Here is a 21,341-nt window from a genome sequence, read left to right on the forward strand (position 1 = left end):
AATCTTAAATGTCAAAAAAACTATTTATTGAAACATTAGGCTGTGCGATGAACTCTCGTGACAGCGAGCATATGATTGCCGCACTTAGAGAGAAAGAGGGTTATGAGACTACAGATGATCTAAAGAGTGCAGACCTTATTTTAATAAATACATGTTCGGTTAGAGAAAAACCCGTTGCAAAACTTTTCTCGGAGCTTGGAGTTTTTAACAAAAAGAGAAAAGAGGGTGCTAAGATAGGTGTTTGCGGCTGTACTGCATCGCATCTTGGCGAAGAGATAATTAAAAAAGCGCCCTATGTCAGTTTTGTACTGGGGGCTAGAAACGTCTCTAAAATAACGGAAGTCCTGCACAAGGACAGAGCCGTTGAGGTAGATATTAACTATGATGAGAGCGAATTTGCTTTTGACGAGTTTAGAACATCTCCATATAAAGCCTACATCAATATCTCCATCGGATGCGATAAATCTTGCACCTACTGCATAGTTCCAAAAACCCGTGGGGATGAGATATCGATCCCTACAGAGCTTATTTTGCGTGAGGCTAAAAGAGCGGCAGATGGCGGAGCAAAAGAGCTTTTTCTTCTTGGTCAGAACGTTAACAACTACGGGCGCCGATTTTCAGGCGAACATGAAAAAGTAAATTTTACAGAACTGCTTAGAAGACTAAGTAAAATAGAGGGTATTGAGAGAATCCGCTTTACCTCTCCGCATCCGTTTCATATGGATGATGAGTTTATAGAGGAGTTCGCTAAAAACCCTAAAATATGCAAATCTATGCATATGCCGCTTCAAAGCGGTTCATCTAAAGTGCTTAGCGATATGAAACGCGGCTACACAAAAGAGTGGTTTTTAAACCGTGTTGAAAAACTAAGAAGTGTATCTCCAGATGTCAGCATTTCAACAGATATTATCGTTGCTTTTCCCGGAGAGAGCGATGAGGACTTTGAAGATACTCTAGATGTTATGAGAAAGGTGAGATTTGATCAGATATTCTCGTTTAAGTACTCTCCTAGACCTGAGACGGAGGCTGAGCACTATACAAACGTAGTAGATGAAGATGTCGCGTCTCAGAGACTCACAACGCTTCAAAATCTCCATACGGAGATATTGGATGAAAAGAACAAAACACATCTGGGCAAGATATACAGAGTCTATTTTGAAGATCTTAATCAAGACTACTATGTAAGCGGACGAAGCGATAACAATATAGTCATAAAAGTAAAAGGTTCTGATGAGCTTCTGGGTGAGTTTAGAGATGTAAAGATCACTCAGATAGGAAGAACAATACTCAGTGGAGAAGTTGTTGGGTAAAAAGATCTTTCGCACATTAGCACTTTTGATCGTCCCCTTTGTGGCATCGCTCTTTATTAGGCTGATTTATCTGAGTAACAAAAAAAGATTCCACTCTCCAGAATCAATAAGCGACGAGCCGACGATCTTTGCATGTTGGCACGGAGAGCTTTTGATGCTTCCATACCTATACTCCAGATACAGAAAAACTCCCCACGCAAAAGTATTGATCTCAAGCCATTTTGACGGTATGCTTATCTCAAAAACCATAAAATATTTTGGGCTCGGAACTATAGAGGGCTCGACAAACAGAAATGCAACAAGAGTCTTGATGCAAGGAATAAGGGCGTTAAAGGATGGTTATGACATCGGTATTACGCCGGATGGACCAAAAGGACCGCGACATGAGGTCGCAGATGGTATAATAGCAATGGCGCAAAAAGCAAAAGCCAAAATAGTTCTGGTTGAGATGAAACCGACCAAGTTTTGGCAGCTTAATAGTTGGGACAAATTTACCATACCAAAACCATTTGGTACTTTGAACTACTACTCCACATCTCCGATAGATGTCAGTGATATGGATATGCAAGAGGCAAAAAAAGTGATGAAAGAGGGGCTTCTAAAACATGAAATCTAGATTGTTTATTCCGATAATCGCGCTTTTTTTGCTCTTTGTAATGGGAGCGTACTTTATAGTAAACCCATCATATGAGAAGTCGCTTAGAGCTAAGTATTACTACGAGACGGGTGAGTATAAAGAGGCATATACTCTTGCAAAAGAGGCTTTTAGTCTGGACCTCTACAACAGGATGGCAGCTACTGTTATGACTCAGTCTCAGACATCTTTGAAATATGTCTCCTATATAGACGATGCAAAAAAGTATATGAAGATCATAGATGAGATCGCTCGCAAAGAGAGCATCTCCGATGCGGATAAGGCAAAAATGAAGATGATGTGCGAGATCATGATAAGCGCATATATAAAACTGGCACCCAGCGTTGTAACAGACGATGAGTTGGTAGAGCAGGCTGCAGAGTACTACAATAAGTTTGAGAAGTTACTTGAAAAAATCAATAGAAGCTAAAAGAGGAGAGTTTCTTCTCTACTTGGAAGAGATAAGAGGCTACTCCGACCTTACCATCAAGAGCTACGATGAATCTTTAAAAGAGGCGTTTGCATATATTGAAGTTCTTCAGGAGGGTGGGCATACGCTTTTAAATCTTATGCCTTACCGCATAAAGATCTCTTCGCTAAATCCAAAGACGATCAGTAAAAAACTCAGTGCGATCCGCTCTTTTGCCGAATATTTGAACGACAACGGCACTAGGGTCATATTAAAGGCTGATGAGAGCGTCAAGGTGGCAAAAACTCTTCCAAAACCTATATCGCATAAGCATATCGTAGAAGCTATCTCACACTGCGATCTAAGAGATAAGCTTGTTGTAACACTTCTTTACACGCTCGGTCTTAGAATATCCGAACTGGCTTCATTGACGCTAGAAAATATCTCTGATAAATGGGTAAGAGTTATAGGAAAAGGTAATAAACAAAGAGATATCCCGCTTTTGGCAAATACTAAAGAGCTGCTTGACGAATATTTGAGTATAACAGCGCAAAAAAAGTTTGTTTTTGAGAAAAATGGCGAAAAATTAAGCCAAAACAGTCTAAGATATATAGTTACAAATGTCTTTAGAAGAGTCGGCTTAAAAGTCACTCCGCATCAGCTCAGGCACTCTTACGCATCGGGTCTTTTAAATGGCAGGGCTCCTATTGCCGATGTCAGCGAGCTGTTGGGACACTCATCTATGGCAACGACACAAATATATACGAAACTGGGTAGTGCATTGAAACAGGAAAACTACAACTCGGCTCATCCTCTTTGTGGAGCTAAAGAGTAATGATCGGTAAATTTTTAGAGACTTTATATACAAAAGTTTTTATAAATATCATTGTCGAAAATCTACAGACAGTCGTATATGTTGAGGTCTGCTCAAAAAAAGATGTGCTGCAGAGCACGCATAAAGTCTTTGAGACAACTACGATAAACTCCAAGATGTATGAGTTTGTCCGCTCATTTTTTAAAGAGACCCCTTTTTATTACATATCCGTACTCGATAAATCTTCAAATCAGGGGGCTGTTCCGACCTGTGCTCCAAGTGAGATGGAGAAGTATTGCGATATTAACTCATCGGAATATATCTGCTACTCGGACAAGTGGGCTTTTTACACCTCGGAGTACGATATAGAAGCTATAAAACATGAATACAGAAGTATCGGGCTAGATTATATCTTCTCCCCTTTTGCGATCATGGCTAACTTTTTTAAAGAGAAGATAGAGAGCAGCTTGTCTATGTTTGTCCTAGTCGAGGACAACTACCTCTCTTTTACCATATTTGACAACTCAAAACTACTCTACGCTGAGTATCTCGATATGCAGCATCATAAGGATGATGAAGATATGCTTATGGACTCCTCGCTTGATGAGGATGACGACTTTGGGATCGAGGGGATCGATCTTGAAGAGATTAGCAGTATGGATGATGACGACTCTTCAGGTTTTGATGATTTTACAAATATCGAAGATCTTGACAGCGGTGAAGATATGGATGAGTTTTCTGAGATACAGGAGATTGAAGAGAGGGTAGAGAGTGATGTTGATATTTCAAGCGACGGGTTTAATGAAGATTATCAGAGATTCTCACTAATACAAAGCGCACTTAACACCTTTTACAAAGACCCAAAATATGAGAGTCAGTTTATTGAGACCATCTATATAGCCGACGGCATAGGAACAAGTACCGAACTTAAAAGCTATCTTGAAGAGGAGATGTTCTTAAACGTATATGTAAGAAAGATAGATCTTGGCGCAGCACTCTCTGAGATGGCAAAGGCAGAGGCAAATGAGATATAGTTACATAAAGGCGAGAGAAAAAACGGTCTTTACAAAAGATATACAGCTGCTTTTTATGTTCTTTGGTGTTACTCTTTTTATGCTCTTTAGCACGTACGCTTTTTTAGTTTTTAAAGATTACAGATTTAAGAGCGAGATAGATGATATTGTCAAGCAAAAAGTTGAATTCCGCACAAATATATCAAATATGAATGCCCAGATCACAGTCGTAGAGAAACAGAGCCTCTTTTGCGAGAAGGTCTTTACCAAAAACAGCGTTTTAAAAGAGAGCATAAACAATCTCTTTGATCTCGTTCCAAGCAGAATAACGCTCTCTGAGGCAAAGATCATGCAAGACGGGCTCATTCTTTACGGTATTACGCCAAACAAGGATGTTTACAACTTTATGCTTCAAGCACCGCTTCGTTCTATCTTTCACAGAACATACAGCAGTTTTTATCCGGCCCAGAACGGCTGGCTTAGATTTGTCTCCACCAACTATATAGATGAAGAGGAGTTAAGCGGTGCAAATTAATTTCTCAAGACAAAATATATATTTGATGGCGATCACGCTCTTTTTGTTGCTGTTTGTTCTTATATTCTCTTTTGGAGTTCTGATTCCAGAGGGCAAAGAGTACAGGATGAAAAAAGCGGAGCTTAAAAAAGAGAATCTTGAACTGAAGCAGCTTAGCGATTTCTCGATCGAGAAAGAGGTTGTACTTCAAAAGTTACAAAGCGACAATCTGCATATCATAAAAGCATTTGCGACGGAGTTTAACCCAGAGAGATTTGAGAAGCAGCACAGAACTTTTTTCAGCACTTTAAGCGTCTCAAAAACCAGCAAGGCTGAAGAGGAAGAGGAGTTTAGTGTCTATGAAGTAAATACGACGTCCGAGATCAGCTCGCCTAAGAGTTTTTACAACTTCCTTGAGGCGGTAAATAAAAGCGACTGGATAATAGCTGTGAACTTTCCGATAAACTTCAAAAGAGAGGGTGAGATGATAAGCTCATCTTTTACTATGAAGGTTTATAACAACAAAGAGTCAAACGCCACTAAGCAGTAGTACTAAGAAGCTCTTTTACTTTTAAAAAAGCCCTTTGGTTTTTGTATAGATAGGGTCTGAGTTTTGGTTCTATCTTTAGAACTCTGCACTCATCTTTGAACTTCTCATCCATTTTGATGCTCTCTTGTTCGTACGGTGCTATAAATACTAATCCTCTATCCTGATTTACTATAAAACGTCTTCCGACAATAACCGTAGGAGTCTCTTTTAAGGCTTCCCGCTCGCTCGCACTTAGCATATAAAGGCGCGATTTTAGATATTTGTCGATAGTGAAAATATCGGCTCTTAGGTTATGTGAACTTCTAAAGTATGCAAAATCTACGATGCTATCAAGCTCTATCTCTTCAATAAGCTCTGCTCTGTCTTCATCGATGTAGTCAAAACTTTTTTTGATCCCGCTTAGATATTTTTCCAAAAGCGGCATAGAGTAGTTGTGTCTAAAGGAGTTTCTTTTTATATCCTCGTCAAGATTGCTCTCATCCTCAAAGTACTCTTTTTCGTTCGCATGCAAGTAGGCTAAGAGCTCTTTTTTGTCCAGGTGCAAAAGAGGGCGCACAAGAGTGTAAAAATCTCTCTTTTGAATGCTCTGCATTCCCGCGATCTCTGCACATCCCGCACCTTTGCAAAACTGCATTAGCATCCACTCAAATCTGTCTCCCAGATGGTGCGCCGTTAAAAGATTTTCGTAAGCATGTTTTTTAATCAGCTCTTCAAAAAATCCGTAGCGGATTTCCCTTGCTTTTGCTTCAAAGTTTCTCTCTATTTTCGGTGCCCTAAAAATGTAACATGTAAGGTTGTGCGTGCGAGCAAGTTCCTGCGCATAGGCGACTTCTTCTTTGCTCTGTTCCCTAATGCCGTAGTCAACAATTGCAATATCAAATGGAACTTTGTGTTTTAATAGAAGAAAAAAGAGAGCCGTAGAGTCCGCTCCGCCAGAGAAGGCTAGGAGGTTCTTTTTATCTTTAAGGTTTAGAAGAGTTTTGTCTTTAAGCATTATCTACTGTTGCGGTTAGTATGTCCCCGACAATGTCGGTGATCTTGGCTCTGTAAATCTTGCCAAACTCAAGCTCTTCATCGCCGGTTCTGTCATTTACATAAATTTCTCCGTCAATCTCAGGCGCCCAGATAAGCTCTTTTGCGCTTAGAAGATACTCATGCTCTTCGCTCTCGCCATCAATTACTATCTCAACCTCTTTGCCGATCTCGCCTTTGAGCGATTTTTCCATAACTTCAGCGGCAATTTCACCTAAGATCTCGGCTCTTTTGTTGATGATTTTTACAGGAATCTTCTCGCTCATCTCATGAGCCGTAGTGGTCTCTTCATCGGAGTAAGCAAAAACATTTATGCGGTCAAAACCGAAATTTGCGGCAAACTTACACATCTCTTCAAACATCTCATCCGTCTCGCCAGGGTGTCCGACAATAAAGCTTGTACGCATAAATGAGTTAGGAAGTGACTTCATAAACTCTAAAAGCTCCAAGGTCTCTTTTTTGCCAAAACCTCTCTTCATAATGCGAAGCATGTCGTTATTTATATGTTGGATAGGCATATCGAAGTAGTTGTGGAAGATATTGCTTTTTGCTATATTTTTTAGAAGCGCCATCGATGTTGTAGAGGGGTAAAGGTAGAGGATCCTAGCACTTTTTACACCATCAATGAGCTCAATCCTTTGGATAAGCAGGCTAAGTCCGTCTTTTACATTTTGGTCTCGCAAATATGAGCTGCTGTCTTGAGAGATAAATGAAAAATCATAGTAGCCTTTTGCTACAAGACCTTCAACCTCTTTTGCAATCGAGTCGAGAGTTCTTGAGTTTAGTTTGCCTTTGAAAGAGGGAATTGCGCAGAAGCTGCATGCTTGGTTACAGCCTTCTGAGAGTTTTATGTAAGCATGATAGGTTGAGCCTGTAACAACGCGCTCGGCACCGTCAATAAGATATACAGCCTCAGAAAATCTGCTCTTCTTCTCTTGCAGCAGTTCATCGATCTTATCATAATCACCAACACCGGTAAAGATGTCAACCTCTGGCATATCTTTTGCCAACTCCTCTTTGTACCTCTCGCTAAGACATCCCGCCATAACCAAAACAGAGTCCTCTTTTCGCGCGTCGTGAAGATTTAGCACCGTGTTTATCGATTCCTGTTTTGCAGCATCTATAAAACCGCAGGTGTTTACTATGATGACATCTGCATCTCCCTGATCATCGGTCAGCTCAAAGTTTTGAAGTTTGCCCATCATAACTTCGGTGTCAACCAGATTTTTTGTGCATCCAAGAGATACGATATGAAGTTTATTGCCCATTAATTCCACTTTTAAATATTTTTCGTATTATAGCTAAAGGTCTTGTAAAGCTCAATGTTTTTGTTTTTTTGTCACAGCTTTATTTAAGCATTTATTAATAAGGGGGGGGGGGTACACTCCTAGTTAATTTTAATTAAAAAAAGGAGTGTAAATGTCAAAAATTAAGCAAGAACATATTTTGAATCTTCTTATTACTTCAATTGCAATTTGTGCAAATGAAATACTGGGCGTATTTGTACAGGATGACTGGATTTCAGCAACAGCATTTGGAGCATTAAGCTTTGCAATGCTAATAGCTTATTTTATTATTGGGGATAAAAAATGAAAAAAATTATTCTCTCAACTTTCGTTGTTTCTAGTTTTTTATTTGCTGGTGATTTTACCAACTCTATCGGTATGGTATTTAAAGAGATTCCTTCAGGAAGCTTTCTAATGGGGACCGCAACGCCAAACTGCCCAAAAGACAATCCATATACTTCTCAAAATGAGTACGAAGATTGCATGAGTTACATTAAAAAAGAAACCCCACAACACAAAGTATTTGTTGATGGTTTTTATATGCAAGAGAGCGAAGTGACTCAAGGTCAATGGTATGAAGTGATGGGAGATAACCCTGCAAACTTTAAAACAGGTGATGCAAATATGCCGGTAGAACATGTAAGCTGGGATGATGCAAAAAAATTTATCAAAAAACTCAATGCCAAAGAGGGTACAGACAAATACCGCCTTCCAACTGAAGAAGAGTGGGAGTATGCAGCAAGAGCAGGAACAACCACAAAATGGTACTGTGGAGACAATGAGAGCTGTGTAAGTTCGATAGCAGTCACTGGTACATCTTCTCCAAAACCAGTAAAAAGCAAAAAACCAAATGCTTGGGGTCTGTATGATATGAGTGGCAATGTTTGGGAGTGGACAGATAGCTGTTGGAGAGATGACTACAACTCAGAAAAAAAGTGCGATAGGAAAGTTATCCGTGGTGGGAGCTGGACTGGCGACGCTTCCGCTACCTATTCAGCGTTTCGTGGCATCTTTATCCCAGATGTTGGTACCATAATCTTAGGTTTTCGACTCCTCAGGATGAAATAATTAAGCCTAAATTTAACTAAAGGAATCAAATGTTTAAAAAAGGCACAGCTGTTGAAGAGGTATCTGAGTTTTTGAGAGAAAAAATCAGAAAAGCAGGTGTAAAATCAAAAATTACGATTATAGATGCTTATTTTTTTAGTAACAGCAGCTATAGTATTACTAATTTGTTGAAAAATATTCTAGAGCCATTTAAAAATACGATATCAACAATTGAAATAATAACAGTTGAATCCAAGATAAATAATAGTAATTATGAACGATTTAAGCGTGACTTTTCAAATTATGATATAAAAGTGTTTCAAAGTGATGATTTTCATGATAGGTTTTGGATTATTGATGATTCACAAGCTTTTATAGTCGGGGCTTCAATAAATGGCATTGGAAAAAAGCATTTTTTTGTTCAAGATGATTATTTAACACAAAAAGATAGTGATGAATTATTGAGTTTATATAAAGGGGAAGAGCTATAATGAAAAAACTATCAAGGTTAATTCTAGCTGTTACCCTTACAGTTTCTTCTTTAGCTGCCGATGAGGTTAGAAAAACAGTATATATCGGTGTTACAACTGCTTCTATAGAAAATGAGAGCATGACCGAGGGAGTATTTGGATTTGGGGTGGATAAAATCTATAGCAGCTGCATGCTTTGGGGGCTTCATAGCGAGTACAGTTTTGGCAAACTCTCTGATGATGCCACAAATAAAAATGACATGGTAGCTACCATAGAGTTAGATTTAAAAGCTGGTTTTGTTCCCTTTAGAGGCTTTTCTGTGTATGCTTTAGTGGCAGGGGCAGGGCAGTACATAGAGAATGATGGTGCTTATGGTTTTGGGTATGGTGCAGGGATGGACTATGCGCTGAGTGAGAGCATTATTTTTGATGTGAGATACAAAACTTACAGTATGAAAAGCACTCTGCTAGACTACGACTACGACAAAGCCGTTGCTTCTTTGAGATATAAGTTTTAAAAAAAACTTTAGATAGTTGCGAGCTCAAAGATTGCAAAGCTAAAGGTGCCATAAAGTATAATTTCGACATGAAGATATATGATGTTTTAATACTCGGTGCAGGTGCCAGCGGACTTATGTGCGCCTCAAATTTGGACAAAAAACTAAGCGTTGCAATTGTAGATGGCAACAGTAAAATAGCCCAAAAGATAAAAATCTCAGGCGGCTCAAAATGTAATATTACGAACACTCAGCTAAGCAGAGATAATTACGACGGCGACAAAGAGTTTATATTTAATGTTTTTGAGACCTTTTCAAGAGATGACCTGCTTGAATATCTGCATAAAAACGATCTTGAACCCGTAGTGAGAAAAAAGCGCTACTACTTCTGCAAAGACTCATCAGACGAGATCATAAACATCTTTAAAAAACATACAAAAAATGTGGATCTTTTTTTAAACAGTGAGATCTTATGGGTAAAAAAAGAGGGTGATATTTTTGAAGTAAAAACTCTCAAAGAGCACTTTAGAGCCAAAAAAGTAGTCGTGGCAACTGGTGGCAAAAGCTATAAAAATCTAGGTGCAAGTGATATCGGTCTTGAAATCGCAAAGAGTTTTGGCATAAAAGTAAAAGAGTTTTCTCCCGCACTTGTCGGGCTTACCGTTCAAAAAGAGCAGTTTTGGATGAAAGAGCTAAGCGGGCTTAGCTGTTATGCTAATATAAAAGTTGATGGCAAAATCCTAAAAGAGGAGCTTCTTTTTGCTCACAAAGGCATAAGCGGTCCCGTAGTTCTCTCAGCATCGCTCTACTGGCAAAAGGGAAATATTTCGATTGATTTTCTTCCCGATAATAATATTTTAGAGCTTATCAAGGGGAGTAAAAAACAGCTAAGTTCAGTTATACCGCTTCCAAAAAGACTCTCAAAAGCACTTTTAGAAGCCCTTGATATAGAAGATATTGAGTGCAAAAAGGTCACAAATGAGATAAAAGAGAAGTTAGTTCGTATTCACGATTATGAGTTCGCGCCTGCTGGAAATTTCGGTTTTTCAAAAGCTGAAGTATGCCGCGGCGGAGTCTTGAGTGAAGAGCTAAATCCATACACAATGGAAGCACTGGATGTAAAAGGACTCTATTTTATTGGCGAAGTCGTTGATGTAACTGGTGAGCTTGGCGGATACAATTTTCAATGGGCGTTTAGCAGCGGATATGTATGTGCAAAAGGGATAAGTGAAAGTTAGAAGTATTGAGAAAATTACTGAATATGACGCACTCACGGAAGAAATATCAAGCATTACAGCCTCATCAAATTTTGTCCACAATTTAATGATATATTTTAAAAATTACATCCAGACATAAAGCTGTCCGAACTCTCCTCTATACTTCTCCTATAACTATTTTATAGGAGCATAAAATGCCAAAACAAACATCCTCTTTTATTACAAATTATAAACCAACAGACTTCATTGATGCAGAGCTGGTTGAGAAAGCTTCGTTGTGGATACTGCGTATTATTATGAAAACACATGGATACAGAGAGTTTATGGATGAAAAGGGAAGCTTTGACTATAACTCTAAAGAGATATGCTATTTTTTAGGTTTAGAAAAATATGCTGTTATGGATGAAGAGCAGTACACTCGTACCGAAGTGCTTGGCATCTTATCTAAAAAACTCCAAAGCTTAGAGAAGCGCAAGAAATTTAATTCTTTGAGTGTTTTAAGTAGAAATATTAAACGCATAGCTAATCTTGCAGGTCTTAATAGCGCAGAAGAGAGAGTGCTTGAGTTTAGCGTATTGATAAGACGTTACGAGATACTTGAAAAAGGGGTTAGACTTCTTGGCAATGAGCTAAACTCTTTGCAAACAAAGCGCATCTTAAGTACTGTTTTAGATATTGAAAAAGATGAGATTGATGCAATGTTCGCATCCACTTCAAAGTTCTCAAAATCTTCATTGCTGCTTTTAGACAAAAGAAACAACTACTCTCTTGATATAAAACTGGATTTGCTCAGTGATGAGTTTTGCGAAAATCTTTTATCTCTTGATGAGGATGTTGAGAACTTAATACAAGATGTTGTGAAGCCTTGTCAAAAAAGTGATTTGGATATACAAAATTACCACCATATCAAATTTGATTTGGACTTAATGCTCTCACACCTAGAACATGCCCTACAAAGCAAACAAAAAGGTGTCAATATCCTTTTATACGGGCTCCCGGGAACCGGAAAAACAGAACTTGCAAAAGTGGTAGCCCAAAAACTAGAAGCAAAAATCTATGAAGTTAGCTATACAGATAATGAACAAGAGCCAATCGATGGCAAGCAGCGACTAAAAGCTTACAAAAGCGCACAAGCGCTCTTGAGCAATGAGAATACACTGCTTATGTATGATGAAGCCGAAGATATATTTGAGAACAGCGGCGGTTTCTTTTTTGCGCCACCGCAAAGACAGAAAGATAAAGCGTGGATAAATCGTATACTAGAGTCCAACACTATCCCTACTATTTGGATTACAAACAACGTTGAGAGCGTAGATGGTGCTATTGTGAGACGCTTTGATATGAGCATAGAGATTCCCATTCCTCCGAAAAAAACAAGAGTAGAGATAATTAAAAAATACAGCCAAAATATTTTGGATGAAAAAACGCTCCAGATGTTAGCGGCAAATGAAGATATTTCTCCTGCACTAATCTCAAGCGCGACAAAGGTTGTCGGCAATTTGCAAAACAGTGACCAAGCCGAAGCATTTACGCACCTGCTTAACAACACCCTAAAAGCACAAGGATACAGTGAGATAAATAAGAACAGCGGAGTATCGCTTCCAAGCAACTATAACCCTGCATTTATCAACACGACAACAGACTTAAATGCACTTGCATCAGGCATCAAAGAGAATAAAAATGCGCGTCTATGTCTTTACGGACCTGCCGGAACAGGTAAAAGCGCTTTTGGAAAATATATAGCAGAGGTCATAGAACAGCCCGTTCTTTTAAAAAAAGGAAGTGATTTAATCTCAAAATGGGTCGGTGGAACCGAACAAAACATAGCAAGAGCGTTTCAAGAGGCAAAAGATGAAAATGCAGTTCTTATCTTTGATGAAGTAGATACTTTTCTAAGTGATAGAGAAAATGCTAAAGCCTCATGGGAAGTAACTCAAGTCAACGAGATGCTTGTGCAGATGGAAAACTTTGAAGGGGTGTTTATTGCCACAACAAATCTGATGGACAATCTTGACCGAGCAAGTCTAAGACGCTTTGATCTAAAACTTGAATTTAGCTATTTGCAACCAAAACAGGCATGGGAGATATTCTGCTCCTACGCAAAAGAGCTGAGACTCACCAAACCTCAGATGAGCTTTAAAAGCCAAATAGGTTATTTGCGTTATCTAACTCCCGGCGATTTTGCGGCGGTAATACGTCAAAACAGGTTTAGACCTATAAAAGATGTTGAAAGTTTTATAGAAAGACTTAAAGAAGAGGTCGCTGTTAAAAATGCAGTTGGGAAAACGATGGGGTTTTTGTAAAGTGAGCTGTGCTGAAGGTAGAAAATGTGAATGAAGAAGATATATTAAACGAGATTGTGGCCAATCCTTTTATAACAGAAGAAGGCGATGAGAGATATCTAACAGACAAAGACTTTATGCTTTATGCTTGCAAGAATCATGGTTGGATATTTGAATATGCAGGTGTAGAGTTAAAAACCGATAAAGAGTTTTTGCTTGAAATTATGAAACATTCCTCTTCATGCTTTCGATGGATAAGTAGAGCGTTGAAAAGAGATAAACAATTTGTGCTAAAAGCAGTAAAAACAAACGGTTTGATTTTAGAGCACACTCTTAAAAAATCAAAAATGGATAGAGAAATTGTATTTGAAGCAGTTAAAGAAAATGGTAATGCTTTGCTGTTCGTTCATAAAAAATTTTTATCTGACAGGGAAATAGTTCTAGAGGCGGTAAAAAATACTATTAGTTCTTCATATTTTTTAGCTAATCTATCTTGTCCAAGTGTTACAGTTTCATATGTAAAGTATACTCAGTCGTTAAGTGTAGCTTGTGAAAAGTTGAGAGCTGATAGAGATATCGTATTGGAAGCTGTCAAAAGTGATGCCTGCGCTTTAGAATATGCCAGTGATGAATTAAGAGACGACATAGAAGTTGTATTTGAAGCAGTTAAGAAGGATGGAAGTACTTTAGAATATGCCAGTGATAGATTAAAGGCCAATAAAGAGTTGATTCTTAAAGCAAGTAAAACAACTGAGACCAGTGTAGAGCCTTTAGGTCATGAGTTTCTAAAAGATTTAAGGGATGCTTGCTCGTTAAAATACGCAAGCGAGCATATGAGAGCTGATAAGAAAATCGTATTGGCTGCCGTATCTAAGAATGCTATTGTTTTGCAATATGCCAGCGAAGAATTGAAAGCGGATAAAGAGGTCGTATTAAAGGCTGTTAAAAACAATGGTCTGGCTTTACAATATGCAAGTGAAACATTACGAGCTGACAAAAATATTATCGATATAGCCGTTAAAAATAACATATTAGCAAAACGATTTATTTTTGGTATGTCACCGATACTAGCAAAAAAAATAAAATGAAATAGTATGTTTTAGCTATAATGAAAAAAACTTTAGGGACATCTTTAAATGCAAGTAAAAAAAGAAGTTAGTATGCAAAACAGTCTTGACGAACTTTATGTTAGTGTATTAAATAAAGAAAAACTAAATAAAGACTTTGGAGATGATACTGGTGTACTTTCTGCCCCATTTTTAATTAATGTGCCACAATCATATGCAACAGCAAATAAAAAGGTTTTATATATTGGTAAAGAAACTAATATTTGGTGGGGTAAATTAAAGCATTTTGTTGATTATGATGACTCAATCGATATTTTAAAACAAAGATACACCGCTGAATTTGAAGGAGGGTCTGTAACGCAGTCAAAAGATCCTCTTGGAAAACCAAAAGAGTATACAAAAGAAGACTGGAAGAATAATGCATTTTTTTCTAAATATAAATACTTTCGAGAGAATATAGTAGGGGCTTCAGTCCTTTGGACAAATCTTTTAAAAATGGATGATGGAGGCAAAGGCTATGCCAAAAACTCGATTCATAACCAAAAAGTTAAAGAATATTCAAAAAATCTTCTCTTACAAGAGATAGAGATTTTAAAACCTGATATTATAATTTTTGTAACAGCGACCTCTACAAATTTAAAAAAGTATGACGATGCAATAAAAAATGCATTTGATAATAATTTTCAAAATTCAAAAGTTTGTGAACCAAAACGATTGTGGATCTTTGAATACAAAGGGATCAAATGTTACAGAACAGTCCATCCGCTCAGCCATCAATTTAGAAAACTAGAACGAGATTACTATAAAGAGATAGCGGAAGATATTAACAATGGATTTCCTCTGTTTAAACCATAGACCATAAGTGAGTTGAATAAATACAAATAAAAATACTACACACTACTGATTTGTATTTTAATAAAGATTGGTTTGATTGACTATCAAAAATTTCAAATGTATATAGTGACGATACTATCAAAACAATAAATGGCATATATAAATTTGAGTAAACTTTACCAGACATAAAGCTGTCCATATAAACCATTACACTTCTAAATAAACTTAGGAGTCAAAAATGGATAAAGTTAATATAAAATACATAGCGGATGAGCTAGGAGTAAGCACTAAAGAGGTGTTTAATAGAGCTGTTTTAATGTCTATGGATGTTAAATCTATAAGAAGTGCTGTTTCACTTGAAGATGCACAAAAGATATTTGATGCAATAATGCATAACGAACAATTTGATAGCATAGACAGTTTATTTTATAAAAATAAAAATCTTACTGTCTATTTATCTGATAATAGCATTGATATAAATTTTCTAAATAATATATCATTACCATACACAGACCAAGCGATAGATAACCTCTTATTATTCAGTTACAACTTCTCCGACGATAGACTTCAAGAACTATACTCCATGTCCCTAGAAAAATTGAATATTGAAAAGTATTTAAAAAATAAATTTAACGACAGTGATTTTAAAAATTTAGCAGAGAGTATTAGAAGCTTTTCTAATGATTTTGAGATAGATTTCATTGATAATAAACCACTTGACAATCTCAAGTTATATTGTAAAAAATTCAAGCCTCAGCTAATATCTATAGAAGGAATTGATTTTTTGGCTATCGAAAAGAACAATTTTGAAATTTTTAATATTGTTAAGGAGATGACACTACTTGGTATAAAATTTGAATTGAGCATAGTTAATGCAAGGATAAACAAAAAAGAGATATTTAGAAATAAACTTAATACTCTTTTTTAGACCGTTTGCTTATTTTGTAAAAGTGTTTTAAATAAATATCAAAGTATGTAAGTGATAGTATGTACATGATTTGCAATAAAAAGGCGGACAAATATGTTTGATATGAATAATGTTATGGACACAAAAAATAAAGATGTTCAAAAGACACATAAGTTCTTTCAAGATTTTTTCAATGCTTTTGCTAAAGAGACAATAAATTTTTACGAGCATTGGGGAATGCTGCCTTTTACATACAAGGAAAAGCAATTAAATTCAGTTGTAACGCCAGCGATATATAAAATAACAAACAACGTATGGCTTGAACAACCGTTTAAAGCTCGTGGGAAACAGAGATTTTTAGATATAGCAACAGTTCATGGAGATAGTATTTATTTGATTGAACTAAAGCATTCGTGGAATAGTAAAAAAGAAGACATTACTAAGAATACTGATGAGGAATGGGAAGTAGCTATCGAGCAAATTGCTGATTTAAAGCGAAACACGGTAAAACAATTTGTGAATCATAAAGATTTTAATATTTTCAGAATCGCATTAATGGTAATGCCTACTTACCTTACCAATGATTTAAATCATGGTGTTTTGGAAGAATCTTCACAACAATATGCTGAGAAAATTTTTAACAAGTATCAAGAATATCGATCTGAAAAGTACCGTGCAAATTATGTTTCAACATGGAAGGTTGAAGAGTGTATTAAATATATCCATGAATATGATCGAGGAAAACAAATTTTCCCATTCATCTCATTTATAGCAAGGATTGAACAGATTTTTGATTAACAAGAGTAGCTAATTCATTATATGATTATTGAACATTATTAGCCGCCACAAGAGATATTTTCTCAAAGCCGGCAATGAGAATAGTCACACGAATAAAATCAACAGGCAATGTCTCATCGGCTGTTGTGCCGAAGATTATATCAGCTGAATCGCTTGCTTCACTACTGACAATGTGCATTGCATCCATGATTTTTATAAAATAAAATTCCGGATGCATCGTAAAATGAACAAGAATTCCCGAAGCATCTTCAATGGATGTGTCACAATTTTTAGCAAACTCGATTGCGCTTGTAATTGATTCGTATGCGGCTTCCTCTCCTTGTGATTCACCAATCCCCACAAAAGCCATTCCACTATTTGACATAATGCTTTGTAAATCTTCAATATTAATGTTGATATCATTTTGGCTATTGGCAGACAATGTGCCGATGATCCCTGTAATTGTCTGAGTAATCACGCCATCTGCAATTTTGAAGATCTCTGAATTATTTAGTTTACGATCAATTGTAGAAAAGATTTTATCGTTTGAAATAATGACTACACAATCTGCTTCTTTTTTAACTTTTGCAAGAGACTCTTGCGCAACAACATGACGCTTTTTCTTTTCAAAAACAAAAGGTTTAGTAGTAACCAAGATTGTCAATGCGCCAGCATGTTTAGCAAATTTAGCAATTTCAGGAACTGCCGCATACCCCGTTTGCCCGCCTAGACCACCTGTGATAAAAACAATATCTGCACCCTCTAATGTATTTATGATATTTTTATAATCATCATCTGAATTGATTGTAATAAATTCAATATTTGTGCCTTGTGTCTTTATCATACTCTCGACAACATGGCTGCCGCTTTTTCCAAAGCCTACTACAACTATTCGATTTTTTTGAATCTCTTCCGATTTGTTTGAAATAAATGGTCCCATAGTAACCCTCCTAATGTTAATATAGCAGAGTCTATCGTTGTCATACGACATCTTTATGTCTGTTTGTTGAACTTGATTTCATAAAAGAAGGGTGCGTGATAAACTATTAATAATTGATAAATAGCTTATATAGTGAAACGATTATAATATTAAGTAGCTCAGATGTTATCAGTGAAAGAGAATTTCCAAGGCATTATAATCAGAGCGTATTGAATGGAAAAAAGTAAACCAGACATAAAGATGTCATTAAAAAGAGTATAAATTTAAAAGTTCTAAGATTCATAAAGTTATAATCAGTTTATTTTGAACAATTTACATACAAAGAATGGCAATGGCATACAAACATGATTACGACAAGATACTTACGAGGCTCTCATATATTCTCTCAAGATTAAATGACGGAGAGGCGCTTTCGGTTAAGGATCTCGCAAAAGAGTTCAACACCAGTGAGAGAACGGTGCAGAGGGATTTCAACGAGCGACTGGTCTCTTTTCCAATCTTTCAAGACGGCAAAAAGTGGAAAATGCAAGAGGGGTTCAGGGTTGAGAAAACCAAGTCTTTGGAAGATGAGATAGTTTTAGACATCATAGAGAAGATCACTGAGGGCATAGGCGGCAAGTTTGCATCAAAATCTCACAAGCTGCTCTCAAAGATAAAAAACCAAGATTTCAATCCAATCTATGCAAAGTTAAACATCGAAGATATCAGCGACAAGTTCGGTGAGATACAGATCATTGAGGGTGCTATAAAAGCAAAAAAAGAGATAGAGTGCTCTTATGATGATGAGCGGCACGATATTTTCAAGGTAGCTCTCAAGCCTCTTAAGATTGTAAACTTTGAGGGGTTCTGGTATCTGGTTGCACTCCAAGATGATGTGCTTAAGAAGTACTACCTAAAAAACATATCCAATGTAAAAGCGACCGATACTGCTTTTTCTACCGATGCAAAGCTTGAAAATCTGCTTGATAGCTCCATATCTGTATGGTTCCAAAAAGATGTAGAGCCGTTTGAAGTTAAGATTTATGCCAACAAGATTGCCGCAAAGTACTTTCAAAGAAGACCGCTTCCGACACAGTCCATTGAGTCGCTTCACAAAGACGGAACAATGGAGTTTGTAGTAAAGATAACGCATGAGATGGAGATACTTCCCATCATCAAATATTGGCTGCCGCACATGAGAGTCATAGAGCCTGAGTGGATACAGGAGATGATAGATGAGGATATTAATTGGTATTTAAATAATCAGACATAATCTTGCCATTAACACTATTAGTATAGTAGATATTTAAAACAAAGGATTCAAAAATGAATTTTGCAGAGCGTAGAAAGCCTACAATTTGGTTATTAGAAAAAATTAAAAATAATCTATTGAAAACAGGACTATTAATATTCCTAAAATGGAATGTTTAAAGATATCAATATAAGGTAAAAAAATGCGAACATTAAAAAAAGATCTTAAAGAGTTATATTCTGGCAATAGCTTAGATGAAATTATAAATAAATTAGGTGACATTGAACATATAGAAGATTTACTTGTAAGGTTTTGTAAAGATGGTAATGAACATATAGCTCGAAGATTAGTTGACATGGCATTAAAAAAATCAAACAGTTTAGATAATTATGTACGGTTTGTAGATTATATAGCTAAAGAAAGATTGATGGGCGATAAAGATTGGGCTCTTGCAATATATGATATAGCATTTGATAAAGATAAAAATTATCAAAACAATGAAATATTATGTAAATCAATTTCATATCCTATCTTTTTAAAAGATCAAGAATGGGAAGAAGAGATATATAAATATGTTTTGGGCAAAGCTAAATATTCTCTTATATATGCAAATTTAGCAGAGTCAATTGCATTACAAAATGCTTTAAATAATAAAGAGTGGGCTAAAGAGATATTGACAATAGCATTATCAAAAGCAACTGATGATTTTGAATATGCAGGTATAGCTAAAGTTATAGCATCAAAAGACTCTTATAATGATGAGAAATGGGCAAGAGACATATATAAAGTAGCTTTACAAAAAAATGAAAACTTAAATCAACTTACGCGTATAGCAGGATCAATAGCATCTTCCAGGTATATAAATGATAAAAAATGGGCAAAAGAGATATATGAATCAGCTTTCTTGGGTATAACAAATTCATCTGAAGAGGAATATCATAAAGTTTTTTTATATTCAGAATTAGCCAAATCAGTGGCATTGGAAGAAACATTAAATGATAAAGAATGGGCAAAAAAGATATATGAAACTGCAATAAACCTAGTTCCTGAAGAAGACGGTATGCACGGAGTATTGCAAACTAGGATGGCTGAAATATCTTTAGTGAACGCTAAAGATATATGTGAAGATCTATTAAAGAGGGCCAAATATTTATTTGATTACATAAATGCTGCAGAGAGGATAATAAGTGAAGAGACATTAAATGATAGAGAATGGGCAAAAGATGTTTATAAGCAAGCTCTATTGAGAGTTGATGACATTAGGGGCTACATTAGTTTAGCAAATTCAGTCTCAGATTATTTAAATGATGAAAAATTTCTAATAGAGATATATGAACTTGCGGTAAAGAAATCTGATAGTGAATACTCTTATCAAGAAATTGCAGAATTTGCTTCAATGTGTTTAACTGACAAAACGTGGCCAAAACAATTATATGCAAAAGCTATTTTTAAAGCAGATGAAAATAATGAGCCGGCAAACACAATAATAAAATGGAAAAAAAAATACAAGAGAATATTTAAAGAAGAATATATAGCTCCACCACCTTCTAAAGCAAAAATAGCTCAAGATGCGAGAAAAGATGAAATTATCAGCGAGCTTAAAAAATATTATTTTGACGAAGATTTAGAAGATTTAATAGACGATGTTATAAATGCTGATTGTTTCACCTCGTTTATAAATAGTGTCTCTGAACATCAAGAGTTAGTTAAAATGACAATCAATATGTTATTAAATCAACCTAACAATGATTCTATGTCATATACTGAATATGCAGAGTATGCATATGAATTTTTGCATGATGAAAAGTGGTCAAAAGAACTAATAAAGGTAGCTTTAAAGCAACTCGAAGAAGATACTGAAAATTCAAATAATTTTTTAATAAGGTCTTGTGTAAATATATCCGAAAGTATTCTTAATCTATTTAAAGATAAAAAGTGGGCAAAGGAAGTATATGAGCTTGGTGTAAAAATGGCCTCTGATTATGATGAGTACTGCATGATAGCAGATTCAATATCAGATGAGAAATATTTAAATGATAGAGAATTAGCAAAAGACATATATAAACTTGCAGTAAAGAAGGCTCAAACAGTAAATGAGCATATAGTCTTAGCCCGATATATTATAAAATTTGATAAAAAATGGGCAGCTGAAATTATAAAAGAGTTTATTAAAACTATTAATGAATACGAAAGCTACATATCAATTTCAGAAGCAATATTGGAAGTATTTGAAGATGAAAAGTGGGGAAAAGAAATTCATCAGCTAGGTATTGACTTAGCAGTAAATAATAATGAAGACGAAGAAGTTCTCAAATACATACAGAAAGAATGGAACAAACAGTTAAAAATGTAATAACTTATGAGAATATGAATATAGCTACTTAAACCATCCTATAAAGAATAGCTTAAACCAATAGCTATTTTTTATAGACATAGATAATGTGTTTCATTATTTGAGTATTTAAAAAGTATAAATGCTCAGATGATCAAATACAAAGATATAACCACTA

22 protein-coding genes are annotated in these 21,341 nt (G+C 36.0%); 19 read left to right on the forward strand and 3 right to left on the reverse strand.

The features are described 5' to 3' along the window. The first annotated feature begins 8 nt into the window (after window positions 1–8). The 7 genes from miaB to FCU45_RS10835 are packed head-to-tail and all read left to right on the forward strand — an operon-like array spanning window position 9 to window position 5,244. Complete coding sequence (gene miaB, locus FCU45_RS10805) at window positions 9–1,310, forward strand: tRNA (N6-isopentenyl adenosine(37)-C2)-methylthiotransferase MiaB (RefSeq protein ID WP_137015163.1); 1,302 nt, start codon at window positions 9–11, stop codon at window positions 1,308–1,310. Then, window positions 1,303–1,926, forward strand: a complete 624-nt coding sequence (locus tag FCU45_RS10810; protein ID WP_137015165.1) for a lysophospholipid acyltransferase family protein — start codon at window positions 1,303–1,305, stop codon at window positions 1,924–1,926. Before miaB ends, FCU45_RS10810 begins: the two co-directional genes overlap by 8 nt. Beyond that, complete coding sequence (locus FCU45_RS10815; protein ID WP_137015167.1) at window positions 1,916–2,374, forward strand: hypothetical protein; 459 nt, start codon at window positions 1,916–1,918, stop codon at window positions 2,372–2,374. Before FCU45_RS10810 ends, FCU45_RS10815 begins: the two co-directional genes overlap by 11 nt. Continuing rightward, window positions 2,352–3,188 carry a tyrosine-type recombinase/integrase gene (locus FCU45_RS10820; protein WP_137015169.1) on the forward strand — a complete coding sequence of 279 codons (837 nt, stop codon included), beginning with the start codon at window positions 2,352–2,354 and terminating at the stop codon, window positions 3,186–3,188. Before FCU45_RS10815 ends, FCU45_RS10820 begins: the two co-directional genes overlap by 23 nt. Beyond that, complete coding sequence (locus tag FCU45_RS10825) at window positions 3,188–4,201, forward strand: hypothetical protein (protein WP_137015171.1); 1,014 nt, start codon at window positions 3,188–3,190, stop codon at window positions 4,199–4,201. The genes FCU45_RS10820 and FCU45_RS10825 overlap by 1 nt, the downstream gene beginning before the upstream one ends. Further along, on the forward strand, window positions 4,191–4,715 hold the full coding sequence (locus FCU45_RS10830; RefSeq protein WP_137015173.1) for a hypothetical protein: 525 nt from the start codon (window positions 4,191–4,193) through the stop codon (window positions 4,713–4,715). The genes FCU45_RS10825 and FCU45_RS10830 overlap by 11 nt, the downstream gene beginning before the upstream one ends. Continuing rightward, window positions 4,705–5,244 (forward strand): hypothetical protein, encoded by a 540-nt coding sequence (locus tag FCU45_RS10835; protein WP_137015175.1) that lies wholly within the window; start codon window positions 4,705–4,707, stop codon window positions 5,242–5,244. The genes FCU45_RS10830 and FCU45_RS10835 overlap by 11 nt, the downstream gene beginning before the upstream one ends. On the opposite strand, the gene tilS is transcribed toward FCU45_RS10835, so the two are convergent. Together tilS and rimO are read right to left on the reverse strand one after the other, a co-directional pair. After that, on the reverse strand, window positions 5,234–6,238 hold the full coding sequence (tilS, locus tag FCU45_RS10840) for a tRNA lysidine(34) synthetase TilS (RefSeq protein ID WP_137015177.1): 1,005 nt from the start codon (window positions 6,236–6,238) through the stop codon (window positions 5,234–5,236). The genes FCU45_RS10835 and tilS overlap by 11 nt on opposite strands. Then, entirely contained in the window at window positions 6,231–7,544 is a 1,314-nt protein-coding gene (rimO, locus tag FCU45_RS10845; RefSeq protein ID WP_137015179.1) for a 30S ribosomal protein S12 methylthiotransferase RimO, read from the reverse strand. Before rimO ends, tilS begins: the two co-directional genes overlap by 8 nt. A gap of 151 nt (window positions 7,545–7,695) precedes the next feature. Here rimO and FCU45_RS11625 point away from each other — a divergent pair, with 151 nt between their 5' ends. The 10 genes from FCU45_RS11625 to FCU45_RS10890 all read left to right on the forward strand — a co-directional run bounded on the left by FCU45_RS11625 (window position 7,696) and on the right by FCU45_RS10890 (window position 16,681). Then, entirely contained in the window at window positions 7,696–7,869 is a 174-nt protein-coding gene (locus FCU45_RS11625; RefSeq protein ID WP_170175863.1) for a hypothetical protein, read from the forward strand. Then, window positions 7,866–8,630 (forward strand): formylglycine-generating enzyme family protein, encoded by a 765-nt coding sequence (locus FCU45_RS10850; RefSeq protein WP_137015181.1) that lies wholly within the window; start codon window positions 7,866–7,868, stop codon window positions 8,628–8,630. The genes FCU45_RS11625 and FCU45_RS10850 overlap by 4 nt, the downstream gene beginning before the upstream one ends. A gap of 29 nt (window positions 8,631–8,659) precedes the next feature. After that, on the forward strand, window positions 8,660–9,100 hold the full coding sequence (locus FCU45_RS10855; protein WP_137015183.1) for a hypothetical protein: 441 nt from the start codon (window positions 8,660–8,662) through the stop codon (window positions 9,098–9,100). Continuing rightward, window positions 9,100–9,597, forward strand: coding sequence for an outer membrane beta-barrel protein (locus tag FCU45_RS10860; protein WP_137015185.1), 498 nt, complete (start codon window positions 9,100–9,102; stop codon window positions 9,595–9,597). Before FCU45_RS10855 ends, FCU45_RS10860 begins: the two co-directional genes overlap by 1 nt. 68 nt (window positions 9,598–9,665) lie before the next feature. Next, on the forward strand, window positions 9,666–10,814 hold the full coding sequence (locus FCU45_RS10865) for a BaiN/RdsA family NAD(P)/FAD-dependent oxidoreductase (RefSeq protein ID WP_137015187.1): 1,149 nt from the start codon (window positions 9,666–9,668) through the stop codon (window positions 10,812–10,814). 173 nt (window positions 10,815–10,987) lie between these two features. Next, complete coding sequence (locus FCU45_RS10870) at window positions 10,988–13,096, forward strand: ATP-binding protein (RefSeq protein ID WP_137015189.1); 2,109 nt, start codon at window positions 10,988–10,990, stop codon at window positions 13,094–13,096. Between the two features lie 26 nt (window positions 13,097–13,122). After that, a complete protein-coding gene (locus tag FCU45_RS10875) occupies window positions 13,123–14,163 on the forward strand; it encodes a DUF4116 domain-containing protein (protein WP_137015191.1) in 1,041 nt (346 codons plus the stop codon). Between the two features lie 48 nt (window positions 14,164–14,211). Next, window positions 14,212–14,997: a hypothetical protein gene (locus FCU45_RS10880; protein ID WP_137015193.1), complete on the forward strand. Its 786-nt coding sequence runs from the start codon at window positions 14,212–14,214 to the stop codon at window positions 14,995–14,997. Window positions 14,998–15,214: 217 nt separating this feature from the next. Continuing rightward, the gene (locus FCU45_RS10885) at window positions 15,215–15,904 is read left to right on the forward strand and encodes a translation initiation factor IF-2 N-terminal domain-containing protein (protein ID WP_137015195.1); all 690 of its coding nucleotides are present in this window, start codon (window positions 15,215–15,217) and stop codon (window positions 15,902–15,904) included. A gap of 93 nt (window positions 15,905–15,997) precedes the next feature. Next, on the forward strand, window positions 15,998–16,681 hold the full coding sequence (locus FCU45_RS10890) for a hypothetical protein (protein WP_137015197.1): 684 nt from the start codon (window positions 15,998–16,000) through the stop codon (window positions 16,679–16,681). A gap of 25 nt (window positions 16,682–16,706) precedes the next feature. Here FCU45_RS10890 and FCU45_RS10895 read toward each other — a convergent pair whose 3' ends face one another. Beyond that, a complete protein-coding gene (locus FCU45_RS10895) occupies window positions 16,707–17,600 on the reverse strand; it encodes a cell division protein FtsZ (RefSeq protein ID WP_170175864.1) in 894 nt (297 codons plus the stop codon). A 331-nt stretch (window positions 17,601–17,931) separates the two neighbouring features. Between FCU45_RS10895 and FCU45_RS10900 the strand changes: the two genes are divergently transcribed. Both FCU45_RS10900 and FCU45_RS10905 read left to right on the forward strand, forming a co-directional pair. Continuing rightward, window positions 17,932–18,852 carry a helix-turn-helix transcriptional regulator gene (locus FCU45_RS10900; RefSeq protein ID WP_137015201.1) on the forward strand — a complete coding sequence of 307 codons (921 nt, stop codon included), beginning with the start codon at window positions 17,932–17,934 and terminating at the stop codon, window positions 18,850–18,852. 181 nt (window positions 18,853–19,033) lie between these two features. Beyond that, a complete protein-coding gene (locus FCU45_RS10905; RefSeq protein ID WP_137015203.1) occupies window positions 19,034–21,184 on the forward strand; it encodes a hypothetical protein in 2,151 nt (716 codons plus the stop codon). Window positions 21,185–21,341: the final 157 nt, after the last annotated feature.

Origin of the sequence: Sulfurimonas crateris, from assembly GCF_005217605.1 — a bacterium.
GTDB lineage: Bacteria > Campylobacterota > Campylobacteria > Campylobacterales > Sulfurimonadaceae > Sulfurimonas > Sulfurimonas crateris.